19 protein-coding genes and 1 tRNA gene are annotated in these 18,497 nt (G+C 45.7%); 12 read left to right on the top strand and 8 right to left on the bottom strand.

The annotated features are described in order from the left end of the window. Positions 1–134: 134 nt before the first annotated feature. Both NF543_RS20645 and NF543_RS20640 read right to left on the bottom strand, forming a co-directional pair. The gene (locus tag NF543_RS20645; RefSeq protein ID WP_257670093.1) at positions 135–1,253 is read right to left on the bottom strand and encodes an AraC family transcriptional regulator; all 1,119 of its coding nucleotides are present in this window, start codon (positions 1,251–1,253) and stop codon (positions 135–137) included. Further along, entirely contained in the window at positions 1,192–1,596 is a 405-nt protein-coding gene (locus NF543_RS20640; RefSeq protein ID WP_257670092.1) for a hypothetical protein, read from the bottom strand. The genes NF543_RS20645 and NF543_RS20640 overlap by 62 nt, the downstream gene beginning before the upstream one ends. 75 nt (positions 1,597–1,671) lie before the next feature. Here NF543_RS20640 and NF543_RS25590 point away from each other — a divergent pair, with 75 nt between their 5' ends. The 6 genes from NF543_RS25590 (at position 1,672) to NF543_RS20615 (ending at position 7,181) form a co-directional block, all read left to right on the top strand. Next, complete coding sequence (locus NF543_RS25590; RefSeq protein ID WP_373275021.1) at positions 1,672–1,776, top strand: AraC family transcriptional regulator; 105 nt, start codon at positions 1,672–1,674, stop codon at positions 1,774–1,776. Positions 1,777–1,920: 144 nt separating this feature from the next. Further along, positions 1,921–2,481, top strand: coding sequence for an RNA polymerase sigma factor (locus NF543_RS20635; protein WP_257670091.1), 561 nt, complete (start codon positions 1,921–1,923; stop codon positions 2,479–2,481). Between the two features lie 119 nt (positions 2,482–2,600). Further along, the gene (locus tag NF543_RS20630) at positions 2,601–2,855 is read left to right on the top strand and encodes a hypothetical protein (protein ID WP_257670090.1); all 255 of its coding nucleotides are present in this window, start codon (positions 2,601–2,603) and stop codon (positions 2,853–2,855) included. Further along, positions 2,830–3,693, top strand: coding sequence for a FecR family protein (locus tag NF543_RS20625; RefSeq protein WP_257670089.1), 864 nt, complete (start codon positions 2,830–2,832; stop codon positions 3,691–3,693). The genes NF543_RS20630 and NF543_RS20625 overlap by 26 nt, the downstream gene beginning before the upstream one ends. 46 nt (positions 3,694–3,739) lie before the next feature. Continuing rightward, entirely contained in the window at positions 3,740–6,352 is a 2,613-nt protein-coding gene (locus tag NF543_RS20620; RefSeq protein ID WP_257670088.1) for a TonB-dependent receptor, read from the top strand. A 10-nt stretch (positions 6,353–6,362) separates the two neighbouring features. Then, positions 6,363–7,181, top strand: a complete 819-nt coding sequence (locus NF543_RS20615) for a DUF4249 domain-containing protein (RefSeq protein ID WP_257670087.1) — start codon at positions 6,363–6,365, stop codon at positions 7,179–7,181. Positions 7,182–7,318: 137 nt separating this feature from the next. Here the strand turns inward: NF543_RS20615 and NF543_RS20610 are convergent, their stop codons facing one another. Continuing rightward, a complete protein-coding gene (locus NF543_RS20610) occupies positions 7,319–7,534 on the bottom strand; it encodes a DUF4260 family protein (protein ID WP_257670086.1) in 216 nt (71 codons plus the stop codon). Between the two features lie 251 nt (positions 7,535–7,785). On the opposite strand from NF543_RS20610, the gene NF543_RS20605 reads away from it, so the two are divergent. Beyond that, positions 7,786–7,865 (top strand) — tRNA-Asn (locus tag NF543_RS20605). A gap of 50 nt (positions 7,866–7,915) precedes the next feature. Further along, positions 7,916–8,836, top strand: a complete 921-nt coding sequence (locus NF543_RS20600) for a PfkB family carbohydrate kinase (RefSeq protein WP_257670085.1) — start codon at positions 7,916–7,918, stop codon at positions 8,834–8,836. Between the two features lie 13 nt (positions 8,837–8,849). Here the strand turns inward: NF543_RS20600 and NF543_RS20595 are convergent, their stop codons facing one another. The 3 genes from NF543_RS20595 to murB all read right to left on the bottom strand — a co-directional run bounded on the left by NF543_RS20595 (position 8,850) and on the right by murB (position 10,888). Then, positions 8,850–9,095, bottom strand: coding sequence for a cytochrome b5 domain-containing protein (locus tag NF543_RS20595; RefSeq protein WP_257670084.1), 246 nt, complete (start codon positions 9,093–9,095; stop codon positions 8,850–8,852). 31 nt (positions 9,096–9,126) lie between these two features. After that, on the bottom strand, positions 9,127–9,642 hold the full coding sequence (locus tag NF543_RS20590) for an RNA polymerase sigma factor (RefSeq protein WP_257670083.1): 516 nt from the start codon (positions 9,640–9,642) through the stop codon (positions 9,127–9,129). 217 nt (positions 9,643–9,859) lie between these two features. Beyond that, positions 9,860–10,888 carry a UDP-N-acetylmuramate dehydrogenase gene (murB, locus tag NF543_RS20585; protein WP_257670082.1) on the bottom strand — a complete coding sequence of 343 codons (1,029 nt, stop codon included), beginning with the start codon at positions 10,886–10,888 and terminating at the stop codon, positions 9,860–9,862. A 114-nt stretch (positions 10,889–11,002) separates the two neighbouring features. On the opposite strand from murB, the gene NF543_RS20580 reads away from it, so the two are divergent. After that, positions 11,003–11,608, top strand: coding sequence for a TetR/AcrR family transcriptional regulator (locus NF543_RS20580; RefSeq protein WP_257670081.1), 606 nt, complete (start codon positions 11,003–11,005; stop codon positions 11,606–11,608). An 11-nt stretch (positions 11,609–11,619) separates the two neighbouring features. Here NF543_RS20580 and NF543_RS20575 read toward each other — a convergent pair whose 3' ends face one another. Both NF543_RS20575 and NF543_RS20570 read right to left on the bottom strand, forming a co-directional pair. After that, positions 11,620–12,603 carry a YpdA family putative bacillithiol disulfide reductase gene (locus NF543_RS20575; protein ID WP_257670080.1) on the bottom strand — a complete coding sequence of 328 codons (984 nt, stop codon included), beginning with the start codon at positions 12,601–12,603 and terminating at the stop codon, positions 11,620–11,622. 218 nt (positions 12,604–12,821) lie between these two features. Then, complete coding sequence (locus tag NF543_RS20570) at positions 12,822–14,993, bottom strand: FUSC family protein (RefSeq protein WP_257670079.1); 2,172 nt, start codon at positions 14,991–14,993, stop codon at positions 12,822–12,824. 273 nt (positions 14,994–15,266) lie between these two features. Between NF543_RS20570 and NF543_RS20565 the strand changes: the two genes are divergently transcribed. From NF543_RS20565 to NF543_RS20555, 3 genes are all read left to right on the top strand, one after another. Beyond that, on the top strand, positions 15,267–15,416 hold the full coding sequence (locus NF543_RS20565; RefSeq protein ID WP_257670078.1) for a hypothetical protein: 150 nt from the start codon (positions 15,267–15,269) through the stop codon (positions 15,414–15,416). Further along, a complete protein-coding gene (locus tag NF543_RS20560; RefSeq protein WP_257957539.1) occupies positions 15,413–15,589 on the top strand; it encodes a hypothetical protein in 177 nt (58 codons plus the stop codon). Before NF543_RS20565 ends, NF543_RS20560 begins: the two co-directional genes overlap by 4 nt. Before the next feature lie 290 nt (positions 15,590–15,879). Further along, the gene (locus NF543_RS20555) at positions 15,880–18,456 is read left to right on the top strand and encodes a phosphoenolpyruvate carboxylase (RefSeq protein WP_257670077.1); all 2,577 of its coding nucleotides are present in this window, start codon (positions 15,880–15,882) and stop codon (positions 18,454–18,456) included. Positions 18,457–18,497: the final 41 nt, after the last annotated feature.

Raw genomic sequence — 18,497 nt, 5'->3', positions numbered from 1 at the left:
ACTGAATGATTTGTGGTACAAAGGAGGCAAGACCCCCGCAAGCAAACATCCGAGCCAATCGGGAGAGACATCCGGGCGATTAGTTTAGTTGTAATTGATTGACATGCAATATATTGTGGTTGATTAAGTAATTGTTATGAAATCCTTAAATCATCCATGCTACGACGTTTAAGGAATTCGCGCGGTGATTCACCGGTCACCATCTTGAAATATTTGTTGAACGTGGACTTGGAATTGAAGCCGCTTTCGTAGGCCGCGGCGAGGATGGTCTTCTCGCCATGGAGCACGGCTTCACTATGCTGGAGAAAGTGCTCCACCCGGGCCGTATTGACCAATTGGTAAAATGTCGTGTCCATTCTGCTATTGAGGGTGATGGAAACATCATGATTGGAAAGGTCCAACGCTTCGGCCAGGTGCTGGAGCGAGAAATCGAGGTCGAGAAAAGGTTTTTCGCGTTCTAGGTAACTAAGGATCCGGGCCTTGTATTCCTCGTACCGCTCGTCATCGGGGTTGGATTTTGCGTATTTGGAAGCATTGCTTCTGGACAGGAAATCCAATTGCCGCCCGTCTTTCTCCTCGAGGGCCGCTTTCATGCCCACGAAGATCTTGTAATGCATGATGGCAAAGACCACCACCGGCATGGAAATCAGGCCGAGGAACAGGATGGTCCCATTAACCTGCACGGAATTGAGCATGGATACCCCAATCAACAGCAGGAGCAATAGCTTGTGGACGGTGAAGTAGAGGGACAGGCTGCCGTTCACGGTCCGGTACCTGGCCTGCACGGCTTGTCGGTGGAGGATGAATAGGCGGAGGTCGAGTGCCAAATAGATCAGGAGCGATACCGTGCGCATGTAATTCTCAACGGCAGCCACCAGCCTGATTTCCTGCAAGTCCATAAGGGGGCCGCCGGAGATCCGGATGACCTCGTAGCCGAAATAACACAGCGAAAAGCCATAGGGGACAAGGTGCAGGACGATGGTGATCACCTTGGACCGCTTGCCGGTGAAAACCTCCACGCTGAAAAGGTGGGACATTGCCGCGAAACACAGTGTGGAAGAGATGGTATACAGCAGGTTATTGTCCGCATTGACGTCCAGCTGGTAGAAAACCAGTTTGGACAGCAAGGCCAGCGTGCCGCCGATGGCGATCAACAGCAGGAACCGGTCGCTTCCTTCCTTCAACGGGAATTTAAGCAGGATGAAAACGAAAATCAACAGTTGGAAGCACGCCAGCAACAAGAAAGATACCATAGTACAATAATCCCAATTTGAGATTAATGGAATGTATCGTTAAGGTTAAGTAAAATAAAAGTGGCTGCTTAATACTGCTTCGATATTTGTGTCCTTTGGTCAACACGATGACGGTGCAAGAACTAATTAAATGCCCCTGAGCGGTAACAAAGGAAGCCGCGTATGGTGTGCCAGCTTTTTGGTGACGCTGCGGTGGAACGAGCCTCAAGGAAGCTGAAAACGGAAACAATGGCAGTGCCCTGGCCAGCGAAAAGCCTGAAATTATCGTTATCGGTTGCAGATTTGTTAAATTATGGTAACCTTTCTCGATCGGGTCAAACATTGCACCTTTTTTGATGCTCACTTGGATATGAAAAAGCTATTGATGATCCTTACCTCAGCACGCGGACTTGGATAACACGGACGGTAATGCACCAACATGACCATCAAGGAAATAGGCTACCAAACCGGATTCGATTCGCCGTACTATTTCCCCCGGCTATTCAAGGCAAAATTCGGTTTATCGCCAAAAGTCTTTAGGTAATGTTAAAGCGTGTCTGCCAAACACGGGATTCGAAAACGTCTCTTGGTCGTGCACCCGACAAGCGGCGAAGGAAGGTATACAGAAAAAAAGTCCGTAACTTTCGCAGCCTATTTGTGTCAATGAAATGGGTAATATCCATCAGGCATGCAACAGAACCCCAACAACAATACGGCATTTATAAAAAAACTAAAAACGGGCGATCAGACCGTGTACAAAGAACTGTATTTACGGTATTATCCCAAGCTTATCGGGATCGGAAGAAAGTTCAACTTCAGCTTGCTATCCCCCGAAGATTTTGTGCACGAAACATTCCTGAAGCTGTATAAAAATCGGGAACTGCTCAAAGAGGGTGTCTTGCTGGATAAACAGCTCTTCGTGATATGCAAGAACATTATCCTGAACCATATCAAAAAGGAAAAGCGAAATATGGCCACAGACACGTTCGATTTCTTTTTGGAAGCCGATGAAAACACCTCTGGTGAGGCGTTGGAAACAGCGCGCCGCGCCACCCTCGAAAGGCTTATAAAAAAGCTTCCGGAAAAACAGGAGCAGATTTTTATCTTGCACAAGATAAATGGTCACTCCTACAAGGAAATCGAGGCGCTTACCGGACTTTCACCCAAAACCATTGCCAATCACCTTTACCTGGCCACCAAGTTTTTAAAAGAGAACGCCCGAAACGAAGCTTCGTCTTGGGAGCGATAACGGGTTCAACCTATAGCTCCAGGAGGAACCTATGTTAATAAATCATTAAATTTCAACAAGCGATTGGGAACTTTTCAAATCCCGGTTGTCAGGTGTTCGTAAGAATAATCAAAATTGATATGGTAGTTGAAATTTTCAAGACCGACGTGTCCGATTCCGGGCAGGCTGAAGCCCTTTCGAAATCGCTGAAGCCCATGGTCGCGGACGGCAGGGTCACATTCGATCTGGAAGACGTTGACAAAATTCTGCGCATCGAATCCGAAGGCGGGATTGCTGAACAGGTAATCCGGTTTTTGGATGCAAATGGATATTCATGTAAGTTATTGTACAGTAGAGCAACCTTGAGCTATGAAATTGAAAGAATACCTCAATAGACTTTGGCGCGCCGATTACCCCGCGCAGCGGCAGGAGGAGGCAGAAACCTCCTGGGAACGCTTCGCCGCCAAAGCCTTTGACAAAAAGCCTGCAAAGGTCTTCTCGCTGAAAACCCATTGGAGACATTTCGCTGCCGCCGCAGTCGCAGTGATATTGCTGGTTGCTTCCATGCAACTGGTGATCAATGCCGGATCCGAGTGCGATTTCCGGTCAGTGGAAAACACGGAAAGCACCATCCATCCGTTTACCCTGCCCGATCAATCTGTCGTCAACCTGTTACCCGGCTCGAAGCTACAATATGCGGAAAACTTCCATCAGAATAGAACCCTGAAACTGGAAGGCGAGGCTTACTTTGAAGTCGCAAAAAACGAACACGCTCCGTTCAGTGTGGTCAGTAATCGCACCACGACCATAGTGCTGGGTACCTCGTTCAATGTGAAAAGCCTCGTCGATGGGAGCATCGAAGTGGCACTGTATGAAGGAAGCGTAAAAATGGAAGTGGAAGGCATGGAGCAGGATTGGGTGCTGTCACCGGGCGAACTCTTTGTGTGCCGCGGTGCAAAAGTCGAGGTGCTCCGCTTCCGTACCCAACGACGTGCCGCACCGCTATACGTCGATTTTGAAAAGGCAAGCCTTGCGGAAATCGCATCCTATATACAAAAGGTCTATGGTTATACAGTAACCGGCGACTCCGGGATGCTCGAGGAAAGGGTAACCATGCGTGTACGCAAAAATGAACCGTTGGACAATATCATCAAGACCATCACCACGATTTACGATATGGGCTCCCACACCGACACCCTACGAAAGGAAATCGGACTCACGCACAAACAATAAATAGAATTGCCGAAAAATTATCCATCATAGTCCAAGTACGTAAAAAATGAAATTTAGTTTTATCTGCCTGTTTTCTCTCATGTTTTTAAGCCCCAGCCGAGCACAGAAAAACAGCATCACCCTGAATAACCCCAGTCTTCAACAGCTCTTCAAGACGATTGAAGCCCACAGCGACTATAAATTTGCCTACGACAACAAGCTGGACATCTCGGGAAAGATGGGATTCAGCATCACCATCGCTCCAAACAACATCGAAGCGACGCTTACCGAACTGGAAAGAAAGTCGGGTTATACGTTCGGCCGCCGGGGCCAGAACATTACCGTAAAACCTATTCCCAGCAATAGGCAGGAAACCTATACGTTGTCCGGCGTCGTTTCCAACGAGCAGGGCCGTCCGCTGCCGGGTGCCAATGTTTCCATTAAAGAAAGGCGTTCTTCCGTCTCTGCCGATGAAAACGGACGATTTTCCGTCCGTCTGCCTGATGGACACTATACACTACAAATCAGCCATATGGGCTATCTGGATACGGGAGAGCAGGTTTGGCTCCATGACAATGTGGTGAAAAACTACACGCTTTCAGCGGATAGTGAGACACTGGACGAAGTGGTGGTTACCGAAAAGCGGAAGCAGATCGCCGAGATCAAAAAGCCGCAGATGAGCATGAACCGCCTTTCGATTGAGCAGATAAAACGCACACCGGTGGTACTAGGTGAGGCCGACCCGCTCAAATCGCTCATGCAGTTGCCGGGTGTCACCAACGCGGGCGAGGGATCCTCGGGGTTCAATGTGCGGGGTGGGGCGGTAGACCAGAACCTGCTGTTGCTCGACGGAGCTCCTATTTATGGTGATTCTCATCTGTTTGGTTTCTTTTCGGTGTTCAATGCCGATGCCCTTAGCGGTTTGGAGCTCTACAAAGGCGGCATCCCTTCCAAGTTCGGCGGCCGGGTTTCCTCCATCCTGGATGCGCATCAAAAGACCGGCGATTACCGCGATTATCGCATAAGTGGTGGCGTCGGATTGATATCCAGTAGGCTGACGGTCGAAGGACCGATCGAAAAAGACAGGGGGTCGTTCTTGCTCGCGGGGCGGAGCTCCTATGCGCACCTGTTCCTGAAACTGGCCGGCGAGCAGAGTTCCGGCTATTTCTACGACCTCAACACCAGGCTCAACTACCGGCTCAACGCGAACAATTCCCTGTATTTGTCGGGCTACTACGGGCGCGATGTGTTTGATATCAATGATCTGTTTTTCAGCTCCTTCGGAAACGCAATGGTCAACCTGCGCTGGCGGCATCGGTTTTCCGATAACCTGACGGCCGACCTCTCCACGTTTTATAGTGATTACCGCTTCGGCCTAGAACTGGATTTCGCTGATTTTATCTGGGACAATGCCATTGAAAGCTATGGGGTGAAATACGATTTTTCGCACCGCTTTTCTAGTGATCTCAGTCTGCAGTACGGGGCTAATGCCGTGTATTACGATTTCAACCCCGGCACGCTGGAGCCCAGCGGCCCCGCATCGATCATCAATTTCACGCAATTGGATAAAAAGTATGCCCTGGAACCTTCGGCGTACATCGATGTGGAACACACGCTTTCGGAAAAGCTTTCCGTCCGGTATGGCCTGCGCTACAGCCTGTTTTACCGGTACGGTCGGGAGATCGTCAACCAGTATGAAAACAATCAGGCTGTGGTCTTCAACCCGGTGTTCGGGATTTACGAAAGCGGGGTACCCACCGGGGCCACGCACTATGGCCACGGGGAGCAAATTGCTTCGTTCAACAACCTGGAGCCGAGGGTCGGGTTGTCGTATGCGCTGGATGACAACACCTCACTGAAGGCCAGCTACAATCGAATGACGCAGTACCTGCACCTGCTGGCCAACACCCAGTCGCCCACACCGATCAACGTCTGGACGCCCAGCGGGCCGTTTGTCCAACCACAATTGCTGGATCAGGTGGCGCTGGGCTATTTCAAAAACTTCGCAGACAATGCCTATACCATTGAGACCGAAGCGTTCTACAAAAGCGTCCAAAACCGCATCGACTACGTGGACGGCGCCAAACTGATTGCCAACAACAATATCGAACAGGTGATCCTCAACGGGGAGGCCCGCTCGATGGGGTGGGAGTTCCTGCTTCGCAAAAATACCGGGCGACTCACCGGATGGGTTGCCTACACGTTATCGCGCGCTGAGCAGCGGACACCCGGCCACACGCCTGAGGAATCGGGGATTGCCAACGGCGAATGGTACTTGTCGCCGTATGACAAGCTGCACGACCTGGTCATTACCAGTGTTTACGAACTGAGTGACAAGTGGTCGTTTGCGGCCAATTTCACCTTGCAATCCGGACAGCCGGTTACCTTTCCCGACGGACAGTACCAGCTCGGGGAGATCACCATTCCCAATTACGGCGCACGGAACAATAACCGACTGCCTATCTATCACCACTTGGATGTGGCTGCCACATTCGTTCCCAAACCTAACCGGAAAAAACGCTGGCAAGGTGAGTGGGTGTTCAGTATTTATAATGTTTACAACCGGATGAATGCAGCTTCCATCCAGTTTGCGACCAATGAGGAGACGGGCATCAACGAGGCGACCCGGCTTTCCATCTTTGGCATCATTCCCAGTGTTTCTTACAATTTTAAGTTTTAAACGGATAGTTATGCATGTAAAATCATTTTTGCAAATCTTTTTTTCCCTTCTTATCACGGCATCGTTTGTCGGCTGTGAGGAAGTGATTGATGTGGATCTGGATGAGACCGAATCCCGGCTGGTGATCGATGCGACCCTCACTTGGGAAAAGGGTACCGACGGCGCAACCCAAAAAATTAAACTGAGCACCACTACCGACTATTACGCGGCGGAAGTGCCACCGGTGTCCGGGGCTACGGTGTCGGTCAGCAACGCGGCCGGCCAGCGGTTTGATTTTGTGGAAAACCCCGGTACGGGCGAGTATGTATGCGCGGATTTTGTGCCCGAGCTCAACGGGGTGTATGAACTGGAAGTGGTCGTTGGCGACCAGACATATACCGCCACCGAGACGCTGGTGCCTGTACCCGAGATTAGCCGTGCGGAGCAACGGGTGCTGGATATTTTTGGCGACAACATCGAGGTGCGGTTTTACTTCAACGACGACGGTGAAGCGGAGCATTTTTATTTTACAGAACTCATGACTGACCTTGAGCGTTTCCCGCAATACGCGCTACTGGACAATCAGTATGCAGAAGGCAACGAACTGTTCCAATCATTTATACACGAGGAGCTCAGCAGTGGAGACGAAATACGGATGCGTTTATTGGGTATCTCCCGGCAGTTCTACAACTTCATGGCACTGATTCTATCGAGTGCGGGCGACAATCCGTTCAGCACGCCGCCGGCCAATATCCGTGGAAACATCGTTAACCAAACCACTGCGGAGAACTACGCGTTCGGGTATTTCAGGCTTTCAGAAATCGATGTGGCGGTATATGCGGTGGAGTGAGGCGCGAAAGCGTTGCTAAAATATGGCGGCACAAACATCGTCATTTCGAAGTGCAGCAATTCGATGGTTATCTGTAACGTAAAAAAAATACCCACGCGCCACCGAATTGCTGTAAACGATCTGCTCCACGAGTCAAGTTAATCTATTTTGCCAATCCACCCCAAATGAGTGTTTTTAAAATTGTCCCAAAATTTTAGTCCGTAGCCAAAGATCCTGTCCATGGCCGAATGTCCAAACATAATTGCACCCGTTAACGCAAGCAACGGAATGTGCAACCAGATTCCCATACCCCAAAAAGCAACCGCAACCATTTTATATGGATGACTTTTTACCTCGGCATGATAACCTTTCATCACCGGTGTTTAAGAATGAGGGTACCTTTCTTAATCGGTAACAAAAAATCTAATCTGCTTTTAGCAAAAATTTGCAGAATTTAATTCTTAGCTGTATTTTCGCGGCAGTTTCTGCAAGAATGCATAATGATAGTAGGAACTCGTTCTAATTTTTGCAAAGTACTTTACAAATACTTTACAGGATTAAAAAGAGTAAAAATGGGAATGAGAAATCTGAATGATAACTAACTCATTTTCAAATTAATAAAACAAGCTCCTCAGTAGTTCAGAAGCTTATAGCACCTGACTGTTAATCAGAGGGTCGTTGGTTCGAGCCCAGCTTCAGGAGCTATAAAACCGGCTATTATGCCGGTTTTATTATTTTACATTATTTATACCCATATGAGTTTAGTAATCATCGGCACCATCGCTTACGACGCCATCGAAACACCTTTCGGTAAAACGGATAAAATCGTGGGAGGGGCGGCTACTTTTGCAGGTTTGGCGGCAGCCTATCTGTACGGGCAAGTGAAATTGATAGGTGTAGTAGGAGAGGATTTTGGCGATGATAACTTAGCCATCCTAAAATCGAAAGGCATAAGTTTGGATGGGGTACAGATTAAAAAGGGAGAGAAATCTTTCTTTTGGTCGGGCAAGTACCACAATGACATGAACAGTCGGGATACATTGATTACCGAGCTCAATGTATTAGCCGACTTTGATCCCATCATTCCTGACAGTTACCAAGATTGCCAGTATCTGTTATTGGGCAACCTCACGCCTCAGGTGCAAATCACTACGCTTGACCGGTTACAACGTAAACCTAAATTGGTCGTGCTCGACACGATGAATTTTTGGATGGACACCGCATGGGATGATCTCATGAAGGTGCTGCGTCGGGTGGATGTATTGACCATCAACGATGCAGAAGCCCGGCAACTGTCTGGCGAATATTCGCTAGTAAAAGCCGCAGATAAAATCATGGAACTTGGCCCAAAATACTTGGTAATTAAAAAGGGTGAACATGGTGCCTTATTGTTTGGAGACGGCGAGGTTTTCGTAGCACCTGCATTGCCCTTGGCAGACGTATATGACCCTACCGGCGCAGGTGATGCTTTTGCCGGAGGATTTATCGGCTATCTGGCCAAGGTAGGAACCATCAATTTCAATAACATGAAAAATGCGGTGATTTTTGGATCCGCATTGGCTTCATTCTGCGTTGAGAAATTTGGCGTTGAACGCCTGAGGGAGTTGGATGAAGTAGGTATACAGCAACGGATAGCACGTTTTGCAGAACTTAGTAAATTCGAAATCATAGATTAGGCTGGAGTACAGGTTAAAGGAGCGTGCCGATGATCTTAAACCGGGAAAATACATCATCGGTATGTGGGGCATCTACCAATTCTTCCGTGAGATCCTGCCCAGCCCAATGTTCGTAATGCATGCCCTTAAACCAAAGACGGCTTCCCGAAACATCATAGATGTAACCGTTATATGCAATCCAGATTTCCGGCTTATCTTGGCCGTTTCTCAGTGCTAATTGGGATTTCGAATACGTTGGAAGATCAGCGTCCTGGAGCATGAATGTTATGAATCCGGATAATTAATCAACCTCAAACTCGATCATGTTTATACGTATTTAGCGCTTTCTTCATCGCTCTTCTGGCCACGTGTATTCGTGTTTTCACGGTGCCGATGGGAATCTGTAGATGGCCGGAAATCTCATGGTATTTATATCCCTCAAAATACATGCTGAAAGGAACATAATATTCGTCTGATAACGCAGTCATCGCTTCTTGGATATCCTCCATCACAAACTTGTTTTCACCTGCATTCACCGCAGCACTATGCACAAGGTTCGCACTTGATATCTCATCAGATTTGGAAACCAAGGAATTTGTTTTAACAAACCGTCTGTAATTATTGATGAACGTGTTTTTCATGATGGTATATAACCATCCTTTCAGATTGGTGCCCTCCTTGAACCTCGTGTAATAGGTTACCGCTTTGAGTAGCGTATCCTGTACGAGATCATTTGCGTCCTCGTCATCGCGAGTGAAATGCAAAGCATACATTTTGAGAGAATCCGTATGCTGAATCACTAAGGTGTTAAACTCAAATTTCGTCATCTTTTTACGGTTTAAGGGGCTCCAGGTTAGGGCCTGGATCTCCATATTAAACAATTTTATGATACAAATAAGCAGCCTTATTGCTTATCTGGAGAAAACGTGACGTTTTGCTTCGGTTTATCTGCTATTAGTGTCGCTTTGATTACCACAAGTATCGTGCTAAAAGAAGGGTGAGTTTATAAATGAGAGGCTAATTTACGATAAGATTTTGAATATTTCATATAATATTTACTTCCCGCTCCAATGTAATTCCAAATTTACTTTCTACATCATGGATAATCTGCTCGGAAAGATTGTATATATCCATTCCTGAAGCATTTTTGTGGTTTACCAATACCAATGCCTGGTTTTTCCAGGTGCCGGCGTCTCCCACTTTTTTACCCTTCCAACCACACTGTTCAATGAGCCAACCGGCGGCAATTTTTACCTGTTCACCAGCTACTGGATAATAAACGAAATCCATATCTGGAAAGGTAGATTGCAAGTGCCTCAAATACTGTACGGTAATGATAGGATTCTTAAAGAAACTCCCCGAATTACCTATGGTTGATGGGTCGGGGAGCTTATCGGTACGGATGGATGAAACGGTTTCCGCAATGTCTTTTATACTAGGCTCTTGTATATTTCGCTTGGATAACGCCACTCCAATAGCTCCATAGGAAGTATTTATAGTAGGGTTTAGCGATAACTTGAGTGTTACCTGCGTGATAATATACCGGCCTTTTGCTTCACTTTTGAATATGCTTTCCCGATAGGAAAACCTGCAATCTTCCTTATCGAATGTACATATTTCCCCAGTTTGTGTATCAAATGCACGGCATCGGACAAAAACATCTTGAAGCTCGGCACCATAAGCACCAATATTTTGAATAGGGGCGGCCCCCACAGTACCTGGTATGAGTGCCATGTTTTCTATTCCTGCAAAACGGCGGTCTACACAATACCATACCAAATCATTCCATATTACACCCGCTCCGGCCACAACCATTACATCGGTTCCAGAAATGGTATGGCTAATGCCCTGTATGTTGATTCGGATGACCAAACCGTCAAAATCCTTAGTGAACAATACATTGCTTCCCCCTCCCAAAACCAGGATGGGTTGTTGCACAACATCCCGTTGCTGGGTAAACAACTGGATGAGCTCTTCCTCGTTGTTTATTTCGATGAATTGTCGCGCAAAAGCCTCAACGCCAAATGTATTATGATTTTTTAATGAGAAATTTTTCTTAAACAAAAGTTGCATGAATTGACCGATATTTTCAAATATTCAAAAAAATGTTTACCTTTAACTAATTTAGTTTATGATTTTCAAAGATAAGGTATTGACCGGACAGCATGGTTAATTTGATTGAATTGTATGATAAATGCCGATAAAAAGCGCACACAGATATTGGAAGCTGCTACTCTTAGGTTTGCCCATTTCGGCATGGCCAAAACCACCATGTCCGAGATTGCCCAAGACCTCTCGTTCTCTAAGGCGCTGCTCTACTATTATTTCCCAGATAAAAACAGCCTATATGCTGCGGTATTGGATCACGTAATCAATAAATCATTTGAGGAAATGGAGGCCGGATTACCCGCTATAACCGACTGCCAGGAAGCTATGATGTTTATATTGGATAAACGGATTGAATTTATTACCAAATTCTATAATTTATTGGAGCATTCTGTCTCGGCAGTACAGCAGATTCCCGATGAAATGGCGTGTGTGCTGCGAGAATCCAAAGACAAAGAACTGCAAATTATCGGCACCATACTTCAAAAGGGCAATGATATGGGCCAATTGCATGTGGACGATGTGAAGGAGACTGCAGAAATCATTCTGTTTGCACTAGTGGGGATGCGTTTTAGCATCCTGAAAGATATAAAAGGGATGTTGTTTCCAACCAAAGAAGAGTTCGACCGCATACTAAACCTACAAAAGAAAATGGCCACCGTATTTTTGAGAGGGCTGAAAGCCTAAAGCTCCCTCCTCTATCTTCCGATTCTTGTCTTAATATATTCAACTACCTGTTTGGCATGCACGCGAGAGTTTTCGATAAACCACAAGTGGGTATTCATGCCACCACATACTACGCCTGCGAGGAATAGACCCGGAATATTGGTCTCCATGGTTTTAGGGTCATGAAAAGGCTCCTTTGACGGACCTTCCGCCAAGTTGACGCCTATTTTCTCCAGAAAGGCAAAATCGGGTTGATAGCCCGTAAGTGCCAAAACAAAGTCATTTGCAATGGTAATAGGCCCGTCTTCGGTAAGAATATCCACTTCCGTGGGCCGGATTGCTGTAAGCTTGCTGTTGAAAAATGCCTTAATCTCTCCGTGAGTAATACGATTTTCGATATCCGGACGCACCCAGTACTTTACCCGTGGGCTTATACCTTCTCCTCTGACCACCAAGGTTACATCTGCCCCTTTCCGGAAAGTTTCCAAGGCTGCATCTATGGAAGAGTTGCTGGCGCCTACTACCACCACTTTTTGCCCTGCGTAATAATGCGGGTCGTTATAATAGTGATTTACCTTATGCAGATTTTCTCCTTCGATATCAAGCATACAAGGGATATCATAGAACCCAGTTGCAACCATTACATGGTTAGCCGTATATGTGGATTTGGAGGTGATGATTTCAAACTCTACTTCACGTTTGTATACCATGGTTACCGCTTCGAATAAGTGGATATTCAATGCAAATTTCTGTTGTATACGTCTGTAATATTCAAGTGCCTCAGTGCGTTTGGGTTTCGGGTTTGTCGATACAAATGGTATGCCGCCTATTTCCAAGCGTTCCGATGTCGAAAAGAACGTCATGTTTTGCGGATAGCGGAATAGGGAATTGACCAAGCATCCTTTTTCAACAATGAGGTAAGACAATCCTGCCGCTTGGGCCTCAATTCCAGCGGCCAACCCAATAGGGCCGCCACCAATGATAAGCAAGTCGTAGTGCCGGGTAGGTATTTCCATGTAACGCAAAGATACGCCATAAACGCGCCAAAGCAAAACCTAGGGCGCATGACAAAACGCAGGTTTGCTCGCTTCGTGGGCCCCAGCCTACCATCAGGCAGGTTTGCGATTTGAAAAAGTACTATGCAGCGTGCGCAGAGACACTTTCGCTCCTTCGCCAAGCACGCTAAGAAATACGTTGCAGTCTTTGCATGAAAACTATCTCATGCGTCCAAAATCTAAGAGGTTTCCTCCAAGTACTGTTGTTTAACCAGCCGATCGCATGATTTATTTAAATCGATAGCGATTCGGTTCAGAAAGTTGAGCTGATCAGTGATTAACTGCGATTCCTCCGAGTCTATATTGTTGTTATTGAGGCCGGCCGGGGTGTCCACCTCTATTTCCCTAAATTCATCCACCCCATCTTCCAACACAAAAAGCCGGATGGTCTGAGCCAACAGGAACAATGTTTTGCGTACGATCTTTACATGTTCTCCTTTAAGCATGGTATTGTCTGCCTCCTTGACATGGTTCATTAATGTTACCGAATATGATGATAGGATGTGGTTAAACACGACAAACTTATTCATCTCCCTCGCGTTTTTCTGTTTGCTTTTGGGTTCGGTAATCATGCGCTGGAATGCCGAGCCCATATTGGCCGTGGCGATGTATACTTCTTTGCGTGCCAATTTATAATCCGTAATGCTCAATGGCTGCCCCGCAATGATTCGTAATGCTTGAGCAATATAATGATAGTTGGCAATGAGTAATTTACGCATCGTTCCTTGAACTTGGGAGCTCTCCCAACTAGGTAATATGATGTAGCTGGAGAAAAAGGCCAAGCCAGATCCAATCAGCGTATCTATAATTCGCTCTCTGAGGATAGATAGGGTGTTCATCTCTAAGAAGCTAAACATGATGAGGATGTATGGTGTCATAAACATGACACTTATGATATAATTGACACGGATAAGGCTATAGGTCGCTACCATGAGCAGTAATAATAGGATGAAGAGCGAAGTCTCGTCCTTGATCAATATGAGGATGAGTGCTCCACCTATGCCACCGATGAGCGTGCCTGCCAATCGTTGAAAATTTCGCTGCTTAGTGAGGCTAAAACCCGGTTTTAAGATGACCATGATGGTCAACAAGATCCAATAGCTATGAGTCCCTACATTGAAAATCAATGATAGGAGATAGCCAATCCCCATTACCAAAGCCATCCGGATGGCGTGTCTGAAAAGCGTTGATTTCAGTGTTAGGTTCTCACGGAATTGTTTGAAATCTATTTCCTTATGTTCAATGAATTTACTATGGTCCGTCTCTTCCCGCCGAAACGTATTTTTGGATTCCATATTGAAATAACCATAGATATTGTTCATCCGTTGTACAAGGTTCCGAATGTTGATAAGGATTTTCTTCAAGGCTAACGTATTGATGTTGTGTGTCGTTTCAACCTTGTCAATGGCCGCGCGGATCCTGTCCACGTCATTTTTGAAGTTATATAGCGCTTTGGGCTTTTTATTAGTGTTTATTTGATAAGCGAAGTGATCCAGTTCATTAGCAATCCGTAGGATGGTGAGGTTGAAATGCTGCAACACACCTGTTCTCCCAAACTGTTCTTTAATGGAATCATAGTCATAATGCGTAGCCATGCTTTGTTCAAACAAGTCTATGATGTCTGTGAATATCAAGATGAGTAACCGACCGATTTTGGTCGTGTCTTTAATGATTTTCTTGCTCCTAAATAATTGATCGCGCACATTATCCTGATGTTCACTTACGATAATCTGCTGCTCGATGAGCGCGCGGTAGTTTTTTTCGTTGTCTAGTTTAACATCATAGAAACTGGCTTTGATGCGGATATAATCGGCTACATTATGGATCGATTCTGCCAATTCTTGCTGTGCCTGCCGATATGGTTGCACTTGATGAAGCGACAAACTCAATAACATGTACCAGGTGCAGCCTGCCAAGATGTAGGATATATTTGCGATCACATCCATGAATGTGTTATCACCTCCATCAATATTGAGCACCATGACGAGGATGCCCATGGTACCCACAGATGACGCCCGTGCACCATATACAGCAAACATGGAAAACAGAAAGCCTAGCACCATGATGACCAATGTAAGAAGCATAGGTACGCCACTGACCATGTTGGTAATTAAGGCTGACACCAATACCACCAAGGTGCAAATCAACATGCCGTTTCTTCGGTGATTTAGCGGGCCAGGCGTATCAGCCAAGCCGACGACTAAAGCACCTAAGGATATCGTTATGCCGATCTGAAGATTGCCCATCCATGAGAAGATAATGGCTGGGATTACCGTGCCAAAAGTAATACGTAGGCCATCGGCAAAATACTGGCTATAAAAGAAGTTTTGGATTTCTTGTGCCTTTTTCATCAGAATATCATGCCGTTAATGGCGATGAAGCCTAGCCTACCGTAGGCAACTATCCGCAATCTGGCGGCCGGTTTGATGCATAGACGGATGGCAATCGCAAAGATACGCAAAAGGATTGTGATAAAAATGGATGATGTTAGGCATCAAATACTCACTGTTGAGTATTTGATGCCGCATTTTACTTGGTTAGGTTTGCCCCTATCAACAGATGATTAACCATCTGAAGGTTTATATGACTTAAACATATTTCAAAATTAATTAAAAACAACAATCATGAACATGAAAAATTTACGATTAACCATCGCAGTTATAGCGATCGGCCTAGCCGCTTCGTTACTTGTCACGTTTTTGGCGGGTTGTGAAAAGAATAAGGATGCACCGGCGGGGAAGTATTACGTCAAATTTAAACAGGCTCTAAGATGAATGGTGTAGAGAAGAACTTTGATCGGGAGATAACAGGACGATACCTTGAATATAATGATGACGGAACAAAGTCCTATCGTTTTTATGCAAGTGTATTTATGGATGAGGACGCCATCGGTCGATTTGATCTCCCCGTCTCGGCCACCTGTTGCAGTTACTTCTGCAGTATATAATTTTTTTGCCTTAGCTTTTTTATTTTACCGCCATTTGTTTTACAAGTGTTTCAACAAATCGAAAGGTATTTTGTTGATAAAATTGAACGCTTTTGAATTGTTTTTATTAATGTTTTTTTAATATATTGACTATATTGTTGTTATTTTTTTAACAATACACCGTTTTTTTTGGTAAATTATTTATATATTTGGCGGTTTGGTTGTTTAAATGTGCATTCTCGGCGGGAAAAGCCGAATGTATTTAGGCCAACAAGCCCTATATTGGTTCTTATTTTCCATTACATCATTACATGAAGTTAAGTAAAAAACAAGCGGTCTTTGAAAACGAAGTGCTCATGCGCTTTGAGCTGTTCAATAGTCTATTTATGACATTACCGTTCTATCAGGTGAAACACACCGGCATACTTTTGCCGTTTTTTACCACACACTGTGAACATGGCGTGTCTGAAAAAATGGATCCGGAGGCAGTCATTGAGAGCTTTTTCAGCCAATATAAACAATATGTGCGTGAATCGGACCATATCGACCTACTTTTCAGAATCATCCAATACATTGAGCGGCAAGTGGTCTTATTCGATGCGGTGGAAGATGCAGCATTCAGGAAGACAGGTCGCTCGGACGATGCCGGATTATTGGATTCAGTATTTAAACAAACGGAAAACAATAAGGAGTTAAGGGATAAGCTGGTTGCAAAACTAAATGACTTTTCCTTACGGTTGGTATTGACGGCGCATCCTACGCAGTTTTATCCCGGACCCGTGCTAGCTATTATCACGGACTTGACCGAGGCCCTGAAAAAAAATGATATCAACAACGTACACCTGTTGTTGCAACAGTTGGGTAAGACACCCTTCATGAATAAAAACAAGCCTACCCCGGTAGACGAAGCGATTAGTTTGGCATGGTTTCTCGAAAACGTGTTTTACTCTGTAGCCTCGGCTATTCAATCCAAGATTGATGATGAGTTTGATATCCCGGCCAATGAAAACAACCAACTGGTGGAGCTTGGCTTCTGGCCCGGTGGCGACCGCGATGGCAACCCCAATGTGACCGTGGAAAGCACCAAGCGGGTAGCGCTATTACTACGGACGATCCTGTTTCGTTGCTATTATCGCGATTTCAGGATACTCAAAAGGAGAATCACGTTCAGAGGAGTAGAAAAATACATGGATATTCTGCAAGACCTGTTTTATGATAATAGCTTTAATCCTGCTGAAAATCCGATAAATGAAAAGCCTGATATCATCCATAATTTATTGGAAATCAAAAGAGTATTAATTGAGTATCACGATGGGCTATTCGTGGAATTGGTGGACGATTTGTTGCGCAAGGTAAAAACATTTGGTTGCTTTTTCACTACGTTGGATATCCGGCAGGATAGTAGCGTCATCCGGCAAACGCATACATACCTTCGCGAAAGCCAAGCACCAGCTACCGGTATTCCAGCAAATTTTGCAGAATTGGATGAGGCCGCCAAACAAAAGGCATTGCAATTCAAGGAGGACGATTTGCAATATGGTGAGGATGCGCATGCGTTGGTTGCCGATACACTTGGCGTAATCCGGCTAATTAAAGAAATTCAGCAATCAGGTGGCGAGCGTGCCGCCCAACGGTTTATCATCAGTAATTGCCAGCAAGCTTCGGATATATTGGAGCTGATGGAACTGTTTTTATGGAGTGGGTGGCAAACCCAAGCATTGCATATCGATTTTGTACCCCTCTTCGAAACGGTCGACGACCTCACACGAGCGGCGGATGTCATGGAGAGCTTGTATACCCATTCCCAGTATGCAGCACATCTCAAGCGCCGGGGCAACAAACAAACCATCATGCTTGGTTTTTCTGACAGCACGAAAGATGGCGGATACCTGATGGCCAATTGGTCCATTTATAAAGCTAAGGTTGAACTTACGGCCATTGCACGCCGGTATGACGTTGATTTGGTATTTTTCGACGGTAGGGGTGGCCCCCCTGCCCGTGGCGGGGGCAAAACACAACGTTTCTATGCTTCCATGGGTACGGAAATTGCCAATGACCATATCCAACTGACCATACAAGGGCAGACCATCAGTAGCCAGTATGGTTCATTGGATACGGCACATTACAATATCGAGCAATTGCTGCATGCAGGCCTCACCTCGCATCTTGGGCAAAAAGATGGTGACACGTTATCGGCAGAAAAAAAGCAATTGATTGAATATATGGCCAATATCAGTCATGAGAAATTTTTGGCATTGCGGCATGATCCGCTGTTCCTCAAATACCTCGAACGGTTCAGCCCTCTTAAATTCCTGTCGCAGATTAACATCAGTAGCCGCCCAGTAAAACGGAATGCAGATAAGGAACTGCGTTTGGAAGACTTGCGAGCCATCAGCTTTGTTACCGCTTGGAGTCAGCTTAAGCAGAATATCCCTGGCTTCTACGGTGTAGGTTCCGCGCTCAAACAAGCAGAAGAAACAGGCAAGTGGGAGCAGGTACAGCAACTGTATGAAACATCGGGTATGTTTAAGACAATCATAGACAATTGTATGATGTCCATGTCCAAATCGAATTTCGACCTTACATCCTATATCCAAAATGATGAGGACTTCAGTGGTTTCTGGAAACAGATGCGTGAAGAGTATGAACGCACGAAGGAATACGTACTGAAACTAAGCCGGAGCAAGGTTCTCATGGAAAGCTATCCCGTAGAACGTGAGTCCATTGCCATCCGGGAGAAAATCGTATTGCCTCTGCTGATTATTCAACACTACGCGATCAAACAATTACAAAAGGAAGGAATAGACGATAAAGACCGCGAGGTGTTTTCTAAATTGGTCACCCGTACGGTTTATGGGGTGGTCAATGCAGGCAGGAATTTGGCTTGAAGTTGTCTTGCTCCTTCGCTTCCAACAAACTTGCATATCAA

The organism is Parapedobacter tibetensis, assembly GCF_024704835.1.
In the GTDB taxonomy this organism is placed as follows: Bacteria; Bacteroidota; Bacteroidia; order Sphingobacteriales; family Sphingobacteriaceae; genus Parapedobacter; species Parapedobacter tibetensis.
This window is presented reverse-complemented; position numbering and strand designations above follow the sequence as displayed.